A 13360-nucleotide genomic window follows, 5' to 3' on the forward strand; every position below is an offset into this window, starting at 1 on the left:
CGAGATCTCTTCCGACTTGGCCCTGGCGTGGGGACGGGGGTTTGCGAGCCATACGCCCTGGCGGGACGGAGGGGCTAGCCGTGGCGCGCAGACACCCTGACAGCCGCGACGCTTTCGCGCCGCAACTCCCCCCCGCACACCGACGGTGCCCCTTCCGAAATCCGCCGCCGAACCTTACTAAGGGCTCTCGGACAGAAGCGACAGCGCTGAACCGAGGCCATTCTCGAAGACAGCAAGACCATGACCAGCCCACGCACCCTCTACGACAAGATCTGGGACGACCACGTCGTCGATGTCCAGCCGGACGGCACGAGCCTCCTCTACATCGACCGCCACCTCGTGCACGAGGTGACGAGCCCCCAGGCGTTCGAGGGGCTCCGCGCCGCCGGCCGCAAGGTGCGGGCGCCGGGCAAGACGCTGGCCGTGGTGGACCACAACGTCCAGACGTCGGACCGCAGCAAGGGCATCGACGATCCCGACAGCCGCACGCAGCTCGAGGCCCTGGCCGAGAACGTGCGCGACTTCGGCATCGAGTTCTACGACGCCCTCGACCGGCGCCAGGGCATCGTCCACATCATCGGGCCGGAGCAGGGCTTCACCCTGCCGGGCCAGACGATCGTGTGCGGCGATTCCCACACCTCGACCCACGGCGCCTTCGGGGCGCTGGCCCACGGCATCGGCACGTCTGAGGTGGAGCACGTGCTCGCCACGCAGACGCTGGTGCAGAAGAAGGCCAAGAACATGCGGATCACCGTCGACGGCACGCTGCCGGCGGGGGTGACGGCCAAGGACATCATCCTCGCCATCATCGGCGAGATCGGCACGGCCGGCGGCACCGGCCATGTCATGGAATATGCCGGCGAGGCCATCCGCGCCCTCTCGATGGAGGGGCGGATGACGATCTGCAACATGTCGATCGAGGGCGGTGCCCGGGCGGGCATGGTGGCCCCGGACGCGATCACCTTCGCCTACGTGAAGGACCGGCCGAAGGCGCCCAAGGGCGCGGCGTTCGACAAGGCCCGGGCCTACTGGGAGCGCCTCATCACCGACGAGGGCGCGCATTTCGACCGGGAGGTGCGCCTCGACGCGGCCAACCTTCCGCCGCTGGTGAGCTGGGGCACGAGCCCGGAGGACGTGATCTCGATCCAGGGCCGGATTCCCGACCCGTCCGAGATCGCCGACGAGAACAAGCGGCAGTCGAAGGAGAAGGCGCTGGCCTATATGGGCCTGACGCCGGGCACCCGGATCACCGACATCGCCCTCGACCGGGTGTTCATCGGCTCCTGCACCAACGGCCGGATCGAGGACTTGCGGGAAGTCGCCCGCGTGGTCGGCGACCGCAAGGTCCACCAGAACGTCTCGGCCATGATCGTGCCGGGTTCGGGCCTCGTGAAGGCGCAGGCGGAGGCCGAGGGCCTCGACCGGATCCTGAAGGCGGCGGGCTTCGACTGGCGCGAGCCGGGCTGCTCGATGTGCCTGGGCATGAACCCCGACAAGCTGCGGCCGGGCGAGCGCTGCGCCTCGACCTCGAACCGTAACTTCGAGGGCCGCCAGGGGCCGCGGGGCCGGACGCACCTCGTCTCCCCCGCCATGGCGGCGGCGGCGGCCGTGTCCGGTCGTTTCGTGGACATCCGCGAGTGGCCGCAGGCCTGACGACACGAAAATGACGGCGCGGCGGAATCGCGATTGACGCAAGGCCCCGCGCCGCCTAAACGAACCCCGTCGCCGGCCAAGGCCGACGGCGAGCCCAGGTGGCGGAATTGGTAGACGCGCTGGTTTCAGGTACCAGTCTCGCAAGAGGTGAAGGTTCGAGTCCTTTCCTGGGCACCATCAGCGGCCTAAAGCGCTGATCCGCAAAGACAGATCTTCTACAATCGCACGTCACACGACCACCGCCCGCACAGGGCAGGGATCGGTCATCGACGTTTCGATCCCGCACCCCGTAGTGCCGGGTTCGTAGTTACTTCAAGTCCAACTCGCCGTATTTATGCTGCCGGAAGCGCGGCACACTCCTGGTCGTGAATGCCGTCGCAGGCGCCTTCGTCTAGCCAGGCTCGCCAGCGACGCGACACGGGTTGTCGCCCTTATTCTCCGCCACGACCTTCTCCCGAGCTGCCCCCAAGGGCCTCCGGTGAACGCCGGCATTCGCGCGCAGTCGGCAATCGGTCGCCGCGGCCCCTCGGCATCACCCGCGGAGCACCGACGTCGGAGCAGTGTCGGTCGGCCCGGCCCGTACGCCACGGCAAGTCTCCAATTGGCTCGCACTTGCCAACTATACAATCGCGGCGGACGACGGCGATCAACAACGCGCCATCGAGAGAGCTAAAAGTCGCTATACGTACTCGCTCGGACTTGTGGAAACGGCCCTGGCCAGCGCACATAGGCGGGTCCTTTGTTTCGCCGGAGCGATCCTTGCGCCCTGCCTTTCGCACGCTCACCGCTGCGCTGCTGGTCGCAGCGACGGCGGCACCGTCGCTGGGTGCGCCGCAGGGCGCGGGCCATGGGCGACCGGCCGCCGATGGGGATCGAGACTCCGCCCCGGCGAGCCAGACCGCGACCCTCGACCGCCACGAGAATCTGTGGGGCAAGCTCTCGGCCTCGATCTGCGTGGGCTGCATCACCGCGGCCAACCGCGTCGCACCGCCGAGCTATGAGCGTCCCGGGGCAACTGCGGTCGCCGAGGCGAAGGCCGAGCCGATCAAGACCGCATCGCGGGTCGCCGCGGCGCCGCGGAAGTTCGTGCAGCTCCGGAAGCGCTACGCCGCGCTGCACCGTCGCGACCGGCGCAGGCTTGCCGCCCGCGCCCGGATCCTGAGGGCGGCGATGCATGCGAAGCGGCGTGCCCTGCGCCTGGCCGCCGCCCAGAGGCATCGGAGTGTCCACGCCCAGGCCGCGCTGGTGCCGGCCTATGGGCCGGGCTTCGAGAACCGGGTGTATCGGATCCCGGTCGACCCGCCCTGGACCCCGGGCGACGATGGCCGGTGGCGCGAGACGATCCTGCCGACCCTCGTCCGGTTGCGGCGCACCTGAGGCGCCCGCCCGGGGGCGGGCTTGATGCCGCGTCCAGGAACCCCGCGTGCCACCGCCCCTTGTCCGGGGACCGCATTGGCGCGGACGGAGCTCTCACGATGCGACATACTTCGGCGGCCGCCCTCGGGCTGGCCCTCTCGCTGCTGCCCACGCTGGCTCTCGCCGAGGGAAAGCCCTTGCCGCCGCCGTCGAGCGACGTGGTGCCGCCCATCGAGCTGACGATCACCATGAAGGACGGCAAGCCGGTCTGTGCGCCGGCCGAACTGCTCGTGCCGGCCAACACCAACGTCGCCCTGAGCGTCGTCAGCAGCGCCGACGCGGAAGTCACCCTGACGATCCCGGGCCAGTTCGCCAACGGGCTCGTGCTTCACGCGGACGGGGACCTCGTCCACGTGGCGAGCGAGCACGGCTATCTGGTCAAGCGCAACGGCAAGGGCACCCTCAAGCTGCGCACCGAAGGGCCGGGCAAGGAAGATTACGCCTGCACCAGCACCACAAACCAGAAGGCGCCGTTCATCGGCAGCTACGTCCGCAAGTCGCCCGCCGGCTAGGCCGCCTGCGCCTCACGCGTCATCCGGGCGGCGGGTGGGGCTCACCTCCGGCTCGTCCTCGGACAGGGGGATCGGTTCGTTGGTCATGCCCTCGTCCCCCTCGGCTTCCGCCCCGGGACGGTCGAGGGGGCCGTCCAAGGGCCTCACCGTGCCGAAGGGGATGTCCCGCGGGGATGGGGCGAGGCGGTCGCCTTCGAGATCGATCGAGGGCCGGCGCGGCGTCTCGGTGTCGTGCGGATCGGCGCCCATGCGGCCTCCCATCGGATACTCCACGTCAACACGGGTGCGGGCGCGGCGTTTCCCGGAACGGTCCCGGCACGGGGCCGGGACCGCCGCTGGGTATGCTCAGTCGATGACCTTGCCGTCCGGCCCGACCTTCACGGTCTGCTCCTTGTCGGCTCCGGCGACCTTGATCTCGTACTGCACGGCCTTGCCATCCTTGGAGACCTCGGCCTCGTAGGCCTTGCCGCCGCCGGCCTTCTGCTCGGCGATGGCGAGGGCGTCCTTCAGCGACGTCTTGGCCTCGTTGAAGTTCTTCGGGGTCAGGAAGGTGAAGTAGCGCTCGATCGGCTGGTTCTCGGTCTTGTAGACCGCGCCGGTCTCGGCGTTGATCCCGTATTCCACGAGCTTGCCGCTCGGGTACACGACCTTGACCGCGTAATGGACGGGGTTCTTGCTGTCGGCTTTCTCGAAGTCGGCGTCGATGGCCCGGCCGCCCTTCTCATCCCCGTGCGTCTCGGCGGTGCTGATCGCCTGCGGCAGGGTGACCTTGGCCGTCTTGGCCACCTGCCACTCCTTCATGTCCTTCATGTCGCCCGCGCTGGCCGAGGGGGCCGGCGCCGGGGTCGGCGCGCTGCTCTGGGCCAGGGCGACGGAGGTTCCGAACGCGAGCAAACCGGCGGTGACGGCAATCTTCTTCAGCATGGCGGATCGAATCCTTGTCGTGTCGCTATCGCCGTGTTGAACGCCCAAAGGCGCGGCCTGTTTCATGGCTGCGCATGGACTATTCGTCCCCGCCCGCACGGATCCTCATGCGGCCCTTATGCGGAGGGGCCGGTCGCCCTCTCGAACCCTCACGCGGTTCGCGGGCAGAATCGGTGACGGCAGGGGCCGGCCGCGGGGCGTCCGCGCCCGCCTGCCGACCGGACCCCATGACCATGCTCGATCTCGCCTTCGTCGCCGCGGGTCTCGCTTTCTTCGCCGCCAGCGCGGGGTACGCCACCCTGTGCGAGCGGCTGTGAGGAGGCGGCCGTGACCCTCGACCTCGCCCTCGGCGCCCTCGTGACCGCCGGTCTCCTCGTCTACCTCACCTACGCCCTCGTCCGCCCCGAGCGGTTCTGAGCGGCCCGACGGACCCCCTCCCATGACACTCAACGGCTGGATCCAGATCGCGCTGTTCTGCGCGGTCGTGCTGGCGCTCGTGAAGCCCCTCGGGCTCTACATGACCCGCGTGTTCGGCGGGGAGCGCACCTTCCTTTCGCCCCTCCTCGGCCCGGTCGAGCGCGGCCTCTACCGCGCCGCCGGCCTCGATGCCCGGCAGGAGCAGACATGGCTCGGCTATGCCGGTGCCCTGGTCGTGTTCCACGTCTTCGGCTTCCTCCTGCTGTACGCGATCCTGCGCCTGCAGACCGTGCTGCCGCTCAATCCGGCGGGACAGGGCGAGGTGGCGCCCGACCTCGCCTTCAACACGACGACGAGCTTCATCACCAACACCAACTGGCAGTCCTACGGGGGCGAGACGACGCTCTCGTACCTGTCCCAGATGGTGGGGCTCACCCACCAGAACTTCCTCTCGGCGGCCACCGGCATCGCCGTCGCCGTGGCCCTGATCCGCGGGTTCGGCCGGGCCTCGTCACGCACCCTCGGCTCGTTCTGGGTCGATGTGACCCGCGCGACCCTCTACGTGCTGCTGCCGCTCAGCCTCGTGTTCGCGCTGTTCCTGGTCTGGCAAGGCATCCCGCAGACGCTCGGCGGCTCCGTCGATGCGACGACGCTGGAGGGGGCCAAGCAGACCATCGCGGTGGGTCCGGTGGCGAGCCAGGTGGCGATCAAGATGCTCGGCACCAACGGCGGAGGCTTCTTCAACGCCAACGCCGCGCATCCCTTCGAGAACCCCACCGCCCTGTCGAACTTCGTGCAGATGGTGGCCATCTTCGCCATCGGTGCGGCGTTGACCAACGTGTTCGGCCGGATGGTCGGGGACGAGCGCCAGGGCTGGGCGATCCTCGCCGCCATGGGCGTGCTGTTCCTGGCCGGCGTCGCCGTGGCCTACTGGGTCGAGGCGCAGGGAAGCTCCGTGCTGAACGGACTCGGCCTCGCGGGCGGCAACATGGAGGGCAAGGAGGTCCGCTTCGGCATCGTCGCCTCGGCGCTGTTCGCCGTGGTGACCACGGCGGCCTCGTGCGGGGCGGTGAACGCCATGCACGACTCGTTCACGGCCCTCGGCGGGCTGGTCCCCCTCGTCAACATGCAGCTCGGCGAGGTGATCGTCGGCGGCGTCGGCGCCGGCCTCTACGGAATGCTGATCTTCGTCCTCATCGCGATCTTCGTCGCCGGGCTGATGGTCGGCCGTACTCCCGAATACCTCGGCAAGAAGATCGAGGCGAAGGAGGTGAAGATGGCCATGCTGGGCATCCTCTGCCTGCCGCTGACGATGCTCGGCTTCACCGCCCTGGCGACGGTGCTGCCGGCGGGCCTCGCGGGCCCGGCCAAAGCCGGACCCCACGGCTTCTCGGAGATCCTCTACGCCTACACGTCGGCGGCTGCCAACAACGGCTCGGCCTTCGGCGGGCTCTCCGCGAACACCCTGTTCTACAACGCGACGTTGGCCGTCGCGATGCTGGCCGGGCGGTTCTTCGTGAAGATCCCGGCGCTCGCCATCGCGGGTTCGCTCGCGGCGAAGAAGACGGTCCCCGCCTCGGCCGGCACCTTCCCGACCCATGGCGGCCTGTTCGTCGGCCTGCTGGTGGGCGTGGTGCTGATCATCGGCGGCCTGACCTTCTTCCCCTCCCTCGCCCTCGGCCCCGTGGTCGAGCACCTCGCCGGCGCCGCCGGGCAGACCTTCGGCACGGGGGGCTGAACGCCCCCCACCCGCCGCCATCGCGCCACACCCGACAATCGGACATCCCCCATGTCTCGCCCCACCACCTCCCTGTTCAGCGCCGCCCTCGTCGGGCCGGCCCTCCTCGGCGCCGCCGCCAAGCTCGACCCCCGGACCATGATCCGCAACCCGGTCATGTTCGTGGTGGAGGTGGTGGCCGGCCTCACCACCATCCTGTTCCTGCGCGACCTCGCGACCGGCGGGGCCGATCTCGGCTTCTCCGGCCAGATCGTCCTCTGGCTGTGGTTCACGCTGCTGTTCGCCAACTTCGCCGAGGCCTTGGCCGAGGGGAGGGGCAAGGCGCAGGCGGATTCCCTCCGGCGCACCCGCACCGAGATGACCGCCAAGCGCCTCACCGGCACGAACCGCTCCATCGAGGTCGTCCCCGGAACGTCCCTGAAGGTCGGCGACCTCGTGCTGGTCGAGGCGGGCGACCTCATCCCCTCGGACGGCGAGGTAGTCTCGGGGGTCGCCTCGGTGAACGAGGCGGCGATCACCGGCGAGTCGGCCCCGGTGATCCGCGAATCCGGCGGCGACCGCTCGGCGGTGACGGGGGGCACGCAGGTGCTCTCGGACGAGATCACCGTGCGGATCACCGCGGCGGCCGGCTCCACCTTCGTGGATCGGATGATCGCCCTGGTGGAGGGCGCCTCGCGCCAGAAGACGCCCAACGAGATCGCCCTGAACATCCTGCTCGCCGGGCTCACCTTGGTCTTCGTCTTCGCCGTGGCGAGCATCCCGAGCTTCGCGCGCTACGCCGGGGGCAGCATCCCCGTGGTGGTGCTCGTCGCCCTGTTCGTGACGCTGATCCCCACGACGATCGGCGCCCTGCTCTCGGCCATCGGCATCGCCGGCATGGACCGGCTGGTGCGCTTCAACGTGCTCGCCATGTCCGGACGGGCCGTCGAGGCGGCGGGCGACGTGGACACGCTGCTGCTCGACAAGACGGGGACGATCACCCTCGGCAACCGGCAGGCGACGGAGTTCCGCCCCGTCCGCGGCGTCTCGGAGCAGGAGCTGGCGGACGCGGCGCAGCTCGCCTCCCTGGCCGACGAGACCCCGGAGGGCCGCTCCATCGTGGTCCTCGCCAAAGAAAAATACGGCATCCGCGCCCGGGACATGGCCAGCCTGAACGCGACCTTCGTGCCCTTCACGGCGCAGTCGCGGATGTCGGGGGTGGACCTGCAGGGTTCGGCGATCCGCAAGGGGGCGGTGGAGGCGGTGCTGTCCTCGCTCACCGGCCAGCCCGCCGCGCACCGCGGGTCCAGCGCCGCCCTCGCCCTCGCCGAGCCGGAGGCGGCCCCGGACGTGCGGGCGATCGCCGAGGAGATCGCCAAGGCCGGGGGCACGCCGCTGACCGTCGCCCGGGACGGGCGGCTCCTCGGCGTCGTCTACCTCAAGGACATCGTGAAGGGCGGCATCCGCGAGCGGTTCGCGGAGCTGCGCCGCATGGGCATCCGCACGGTGATGATCACCGGGGACAACCCCATGACCGCCGCCGCCATCGCGGCCGAGGCGGGGGTGGACGACTTCCTCGCCCAGGCCACGCCGGAGGACAAGCTCGCGCTGATCCGCCGGGAGCAGGCCGAGGGCAAGCTCGTCGCCATGTGCGGCGACGGCACCAACGATGCCCCGGCCCTCGCCCAGGCGGATGTCGGCGTCGCCATGAACACGGGCACCGTCGCCGCCCGGGAGGCGGGCAACATGGTCGATCTCGACAGCGATCCGACCAAGCTCATCGAGATCGTCGGCATCGGCAAGCAATTGCTGATGACCCGGGGCGCGCTCACCACCTTCTCCATCGCGAACGACGTGGCGAAGTACTTCGCCATCATCCCGGCGATGTTCCTGACGCTGTATCCTCAGCTCCAGGCGCTCAACGTCATGGGCCTCGCCTCGCCCCAGAGCGCGATCCTGTCGGCGATCATCTTCAACGCGCTCATCATCATCGGGCTGATCCCCCTGGCGCTCAGGGGCGTGGCCTACCGCCCGGTGGGGGCGGCCGCGCTGCTGCGGCGGAACCTCCTCGTCTACGGCCTCGGCGGGGTGATCGTGCCCTTCATCGGCATCAAGGCCATCGACCTCGCCGTAGCCGCCCTCCACCTCGCCTGACGTCGCCCCCGACCCTGCCGGGACACGAAGGGCGACGTTCCTCCCCACCCTCCCGCGGCCTCGCCCGTTCCGCCACGGCGAGCGACGTGAGGCGATCCAGGGACACGCCACGGCCGGAAACAGCCCGCTCCCCCGGCTCGCCGAGCGCCACTCACGATGACGGGCGTCGTTCGCCAGTCACATCACCGACGAGATTTGCCATGCTCTCCCATCTCCGCCCCACATTGGTGATCGGCCTCGGCCTGACGGTGGTCACCGGGCTCGCCTACCCGCTGGCGGTGACCGGCCTCGCCGGCACGCTCTTTCCGGCCAAGGCCGCCGGGAGCCTGATCGAGCGGGACGGCCGCGTCGTCGGCTCCAGCCTGATCGGCCAGAGCTTCACGGCGGACGGCTACTTCCATGGCCGCCCCTCCGCCACCACCGCCCCCGATCCGGCGGATGCGAGCAAGACCGTCCCCGCCCCCTACAATGCCAGCAACTCTGCGGGCTCGAACCTCGGCCCCACCAGCGCCGCGCTGGCCGAGCGGGTGAAGGGCGATCTCGCGACGCTGAGCCGGGAGAACGCCGGGCCAGCGGTTCCGGTGGATCTCGTCACCACCAGCGGCTCTGGCCTCGATCCCGACATCTCCCCCGAGGCCGCCCTGTTCCAGGTCCCTCGCATCGCCAAGGCGCGGCACCTCCCCGAGGAGCGACTGAGTGCACTGGTGACGTCCCGCATCGAGGGCCGTACCCTCGGCGTCCTCGGCGAGCCGCGTGTGAACGTGCTGGCCCTGAACCTCGCCCTGGACGACCTCGCCCACCCCTGACCCATGCCCGAGCCCGGCCGCGACCCGAACCGCCCTTCGCCCGATGCGCTGCTCGATGCGGCCCGCCGGGAGGAGCGGACCCGCGGGCGGCTCAAGGTGTTCCTCGGCGCCGCCCCCGGCGTCGGCAAGACCTTCGAGATGCTGACCATCGGGCAGGCGCGGCTCAGGGCCGGGGCCGACGTGGTGGTGGGCGTGGTCGAGACCCACGGGCGGGCCGAGACCGAGGCGCTTCTCCACGGCTTCGAGACGATCCCCCGGCGGCGCGTGGCCTACCACGGGGCGACCCTGGAGGAGATGGACCTCGACGCGCTCCTCGCCCGCCGCCCGGCCCTGGCCCTGGTGGACGAACTCGCGCACACCAACGCCCCGGGCTCGCGCCACCCGAAGCGCTACCAGGACGTGGAGGAGCTGCTCGACGCGGGCATCGACGTCCTGACGACCCTCAACATCCAGCACGTCGAGAGCCTGAACGACGTGGTGGCCGCGATCACCCGCATCCGCGTCCGCGAGACGGTGCCCGACAGCGTCCTCGACCGGGCCGACGACATCGAGGTGGTGGACCTCAACCCCGACGACCTGATCCAGCGCCTGAAGGACGGCAAGGTCTACGTGCCGGCGAATGCCGAGCGGGCGCTGAACCACTATTTCTCCCGGGGCAACCTCACCGCCTTGCGCGAGCTGGCCCTGCGCCGCACCGCGGACCGGGTCGATGACGAGCTGTTGAGCCACATGCGGGCGAACGCCATCGCCGGCCCCTGGGCGGCGGGGGAGCGGGTGCTGGTCTGCGTGGACGACGACCCCCGGGCCGGCAACCTCGTGCGCTACGCCAAGCGCATCGCCGACAGGCTGCACGCCCCCTGGACGGCCCTGGTGGTGGAAGGGGTGCGCTCGGCCTCCCTCAGCGAGGCGCACCGCGACCGCATCGCCGACGCCCTGCGCCTGGCCGACAGGCTCGGCGGCGATGCCGTCACCGTCCCGGGCGGACGGCGCATCGCCGAGGACATCCTGGCCTATGCCCGCGGCGCCAACGTGAACCACATCGTGGTCGGCAAGGCCTCCCGGTCCTGGCTGTTCGAGGTGGTCAACGGCTCGGTGGTGCACGACCTCGTCCGGCTCTCCGGCGCGATCAGCGTCCACGTGGTCCCCGGCGAGGCGATGGCGTCCGCCCCCTCCCGGGCGCGGGGCGCCACGGTCTCGGCGACGGGGGAGCGGGCGGGTGTCGGCCCCTACCTGATGGCCATGCTGGTGACGGCCATCGGCCTCGGCCTCGCCCTGCTGCTCCAGCCGACGCTGGGCACCGAGAACGCCGACCTGTTCCTGCTCACCGGGGTCGTGTCCGTCGCGATCCGGTGGGGGCTCGGCCCCTCCCTCGCCGCCGTCGTGGCGGCATCCCTGGCCTACAACTTCTTCTTCCTGCCGCCGCTCTACACCTTCACCATCGCCGACCCGTCGAACGTGGCCGCCTTCGTGCTGTTCACCACCGTGGCGGTGCTGGTCTCGAACCTCGCGGCCCGGTCGCGGTTGACGGCGGTGCTCAGCCAGTCCCGGGCACGGGCGACGGAACGGCTCTACGGGTTCTCACGCAAGCTCGCGGGTTGCGGCACCCTCGATGACGTGCTCTGGGCCACCTGCGCGCAGATCGCCGCCATGCTGAAGGTCCGCACCGTCCTGCTCCTGCCCGACCACGACACGGTCACCGTGCGGGCCGGCTACCCTCCGGAGGACCGGCTGGACGAGGCCGACCTCGCCGCCGCCCGCTGGGCCTTCGCCAACGAATGCCCGGCCGGGCGCGGCGCGGACACCTTGCCGGGGGCGCGGCGGCTGTTCATGCCCATGCGCACCGGCCGCGGGATCATCGGCGTCATCGGTCTCGATGCGGATGGAAAGGGCCCGCTGCTCACGCCGGAGGACCGCCGCCTCCTCGACGCCCTGGCCGATATGGGGGCGCTCGCCATCGAACGCGTGCGCCTCGTGGAAGACCTCGACCGGGCCGAGCGTGCCGCCGAGACCGACCGCCTGCGCCAAGCCCTGCTGACCTCGATCAGCCACGACCTGCGCACGCCCCTGTCCTCCGTGCTGGGCGCGGCGAGCACCCTGCGCGACCTCGACGCCGCCCTCGGACCGGAGGCCAAGGGCGAACTGCTCGGCACGATCATCGAGGAATCGGAGCGCCTGAACCGGTTCATCGCCAACCTCCTCGACATGACCCGCCTCGAAGCCGGGGCGGTGGCGCCGAACCTCGCCCTCTTGGACGTCGCCGAGGTCATCGACACGGCCCTCAGGCGGACCGAGAAGGTGCTGGCCGGGCACCGGGTGGCGCTCGACATCGGGGCGGACCTCCCGGCCCTGCGCCTCGATCCGGTTCTGTTCGAACAGGTGCTCGTCAACATCCTCGACAACGCCGCCAAATACGCCCCGGAGGGCTCGGCCGTGACGGTGCGCGCCCGCCGCGACGGCGGGCGGCTGCGCATCGACCTCCTGGACGAGGGGGACGGGCTCCCCGAGGGCGAGGCCGAGCGGATCTTCGACAAGTTCTACCGCGTCCGGAAGGGCGACCGGGTCCGGGCCGGGACGGGGCTCGGCCTCGCCATCTCCCGCGGCTTCGTGGAGGCCATGGGCGGGAGCGTCACCGCCGGCAACCGGCGCGACCGCAGCGGCGCCTGCTTCACCGTGAGCCTGCCGGTCCCGCCGGGCATCGGCCGGAGGGACATCGCCGCATGAGCGCCACCGTCCTCGTGATCGACGACGATCCGCCGATCCGCAAGCTCCTGCGGATGGGCCTCGCGACCCAGGGCTACGCGATCCTGGAAGCGCCGGACGGCCGCACCGCCCTCGACCTGCTCGCCCGCGAGGGGGCCGACCTCGTGATCCTCGACCTCGGCCTGCCCGACATGGGCGGCCACGACCTGCTGAGGGCGATCCGCGCCAACCATCCCGACCTGCCGGTGGTGGTGCTGTCGAGCCGCGACGACGAGACCGGGAAGGTGGAGGCCCTCGACTGCGGCGCCGACGACTACGTGACCAAGCCGTTCGGCATGGCCGAGCTGCTGGCGCGCCTCCGGGCGGCCCTGCGCCACCAGTTCGCCACCCAGGGCGAGCGGCCGGTCTTCCACGCGGATCGCCTCACCGTCGATCTCGTGCGCCGCATCGTGCGGGTGGACGATGCCGAGGTGAAGCTGACGCCGCGGGAATACGATTTCCTCCGGGTGCTGGTGCTGCATGCCGGGAAGGTGCTCACCCACGCCCAGCTGATGCAGTCGGTCTCGACCTCGTCGGACCCGCAATACCTGCGGGTCTACATGCGCCAGCTCCGCCAGAAGCTCGAGGCCGACCCGGAGCGGCCGCGCCTCCTCCTGACGGAGACCGGCGTCGGCTACCGGCTGCGCGCGCCGGACGCGCCCTGACCCCCGGTCACGGGCGCAGCTCGATCAGGCCGCCCGAGACGACGACGGCCTCGGGGCAGCGCCCCGTCTCGGCGGACGCGTAGTGGAACGCGGCCTGCCTGTCCCGGAACAGTCCGCCGCCGCGTCCGTGGATCTCGAGGGCGACCCAGCGCCCCTTCGAATCCTGGCCGACGACGAAGCGGTTCGCTTCGGCCGCGACGAAGGTGGCGGGAAGATCGTGGATGGACGGGATGGGGGACATGGATCGGGTGGGGTTCGCGCGATCCTCTCGGGACCGCGCCCTTCACGTGAGGCCAGTGGCATAAAGGGTCGAGCGGGCACCGGGCGCGCCCGCGTGAGGATGGCGTGAGGAACGGC

Annotated in this window: 12 protein-coding genes and 1 tRNA gene; 10 read left to right on the top strand and 3 right to left on the bottom strand. The window is 70.7% G+C overall.

Annotation, left to right across the window (positions count from 1 at the left end; translation table 11 throughout):
- The first annotated feature begins 240 nt into the window (after nucleotides 1-240).
- The 4 genes from leuC to MKK53_RS23305 all read left to right on the top strand — a co-directional run bounded on the left by leuC (nucleotide 241) and on the right by MKK53_RS23305 (nucleotide 3581).
- Nucleotides 241-1653, top strand: a complete 1413-nt coding sequence (gene leuC / locus MKK53_RS23290; RefSeq protein ID WP_243931262.1) for a 3-isopropylmalate dehydratase large subunit — start codon at nucleotides 241-243, stop codon at nucleotides 1651-1653.
- 92 nt (nucleotides 1654-1745) lie between these two features.
- Nucleotides 1746-1830: transfer RNA gene (locus MKK53_RS23295), tRNA-Leu, on the top strand.
- A 582-nt stretch (nucleotides 1831-2412) separates the two neighbouring features.
- Nucleotides 2413-3030: a hypothetical protein gene (locus MKK53_RS23300; protein ID WP_243931264.1), complete on the top strand. Its 618-nt coding sequence runs from the start codon at nucleotides 2413-2415 to the stop codon at nucleotides 3028-3030.
- A gap of 98 nt (nucleotides 3031-3128) precedes the next feature.
- Complete coding sequence (locus MKK53_RS23305) at nucleotides 3129-3581, top strand: cupredoxin domain-containing protein (RefSeq protein ID WP_243931266.1); 453 nt, start codon at nucleotides 3129-3131, stop codon at nucleotides 3579-3581.
- A gap of 12 nt (nucleotides 3582-3593) precedes the next feature.
- Here MKK53_RS23305 and MKK53_RS23310 read toward each other — a convergent pair whose 3' ends face one another.
- Nucleotides 3594-3830: a hypothetical protein gene (locus MKK53_RS23310; RefSeq protein ID WP_243931268.1), complete on the bottom strand. Its 237-nt coding sequence runs from the start codon at nucleotides 3828-3830 to the stop codon at nucleotides 3594-3596.
- A gap of 96 nt (nucleotides 3831-3926) precedes the next feature.
- On the bottom strand, nucleotides 3927-4505 hold the full coding sequence (locus MKK53_RS23315; protein WP_243931270.1) for a PepSY domain-containing protein: 579 nt from the start codon (nucleotides 4503-4505) through the stop codon (nucleotides 3927-3929).
- 327 nt (nucleotides 4506-4832) lie between these two features.
- Here MKK53_RS23315 and MKK53_RS23320 point away from each other — a divergent pair, with 327 nt between their 5' ends.
- The 6 genes from MKK53_RS23320 (at nucleotide 4833) to MKK53_RS23345 (ending at nucleotide 13003) form a co-directional block, all read left to right on the top strand.
- On the top strand, nucleotides 4833-4922 hold the full coding sequence (locus MKK53_RS23320) for a K(+)-transporting ATPase subunit F (protein WP_017484418.1): 90 nt from the start codon (nucleotides 4833-4835) through the stop codon (nucleotides 4920-4922).
- Between the two features lie 22 nt (nucleotides 4923-4944).
- Nucleotides 4945-6660, top strand: a complete 1716-nt coding sequence (kdpA, locus tag MKK53_RS23325; RefSeq protein WP_243931272.1) for a potassium-transporting ATPase subunit KdpA — start codon at nucleotides 4945-4947, stop codon at nucleotides 6658-6660.
- 51 nt (nucleotides 6661-6711) lie between these two features.
- Nucleotides 6712-8793 carry a potassium-transporting ATPase subunit KdpB gene (kdpB, locus tag MKK53_RS23330; protein ID WP_243931274.1) on the top strand — a complete coding sequence of 694 codons (2082 nt, stop codon included), beginning with the start codon at nucleotides 6712-6714 and terminating at the stop codon, nucleotides 8791-8793.
- Nucleotides 8794-8993: 200 nt separating this feature from the next.
- A complete protein-coding gene (locus tag MKK53_RS23335; protein ID WP_243931276.1) occupies nucleotides 8994-9599 on the top strand; it encodes a K(+)-transporting ATPase subunit C in 606 nt (201 codons plus the stop codon).
- A 3-nt stretch (nucleotides 9600-9602) separates the two neighbouring features.
- A complete protein-coding gene (locus MKK53_RS23340) occupies nucleotides 9603-12320 on the top strand; it encodes a sensor histidine kinase (protein WP_243931278.1) in 2718 nt (905 codons plus the stop codon).
- Nucleotides 12317-13003 (top strand): response regulator, encoded by a 687-nt coding sequence (locus MKK53_RS23345; protein WP_243931280.1) that lies wholly within the window; start codon nucleotides 12317-12319, stop codon nucleotides 13001-13003. The genes MKK53_RS23340 and MKK53_RS23345 overlap by 4 nt, the downstream gene beginning before the upstream one ends.
- A gap of 7 nt (nucleotides 13004-13010) precedes the next feature.
- On the opposite strand, the gene MKK53_RS23350 is transcribed toward MKK53_RS23345, so the two are convergent.
- Entirely contained in the window at nucleotides 13011-13244 is a 234-nt protein-coding gene (locus tag MKK53_RS23350; protein ID WP_243931282.1) for a hypothetical protein, read from the bottom strand.
- Nucleotides 13245-13360 lie beyond the last annotated feature (116 nt).

The sequence above is a fragment of the Methylobacterium sp. J-076 genome, assembly GCF_022829405.1.
GTDB lineage: Bacteria > Pseudomonadota > Alphaproteobacteria > Rhizobiales > Beijerinckiaceae > Methylobacterium.

Coding starts and splice junctions, on each gene's coding strand:
- MKK53_RS23350 (WP_243931282.1), bottom strand. CDS start 13,244: ATGTCCCCCATCCCGTCCATCCACGATCTTCCCGCCACCTTCGTCGCG.
- MKK53_RS23340 (WP_243931278.1), top strand. CDS start 9,603: ATGCCCGAGCCCGGCCGCGACCCGAACCGCCCTTCGCCCGATGCGCTG.
- MKK53_RS23310 (WP_243931268.1), bottom strand. CDS start 3,830: ATGGGCGCCGATCCGCACGACACCGAGACGCCGCGCCGGCCCTCGATC.
- kdpA (WP_243931272.1), top strand. CDS start 4,945: ATGACACTCAACGGCTGGATCCAGATCGCGCTGTTCTGCGCGGTCGTG.
- MKK53_RS23335 (WP_243931276.1), top strand. CDS start 8,994: ATGCTCTCCCATCTCCGCCCCACATTGGTGATCGGCCTCGGCCTGACG.
- MKK53_RS23305 (WP_243931266.1), top strand. CDS start 3,129: ATGCGACATACTTCGGCGGCCGCCCTCGGGCTGGCCCTCTCGCTGCTG.
- MKK53_RS23315 (WP_243931270.1), bottom strand. CDS start 4,505: ATGCTGAAGAAGATTGCCGTCACCGCCGGTTTGCTCGCGTTCGGAACC.
- kdpB (WP_243931274.1), top strand. CDS start 6,712: ATGTCTCGCCCCACCACCTCCCTGTTCAGCGCCGCCCTCGTCGGGCCG.
- MKK53_RS23345 (WP_243931280.1), top strand. CDS start 12,317: ATGAGCGCCACCGTCCTCGTGATCGACGACGATCCGCCGATCCGCAAG.
- leuC (WP_243931262.1), top strand. CDS start 241: ATGACCAGCCCACGCACCCTCTACGACAAGATCTGGGACGACCACGTC.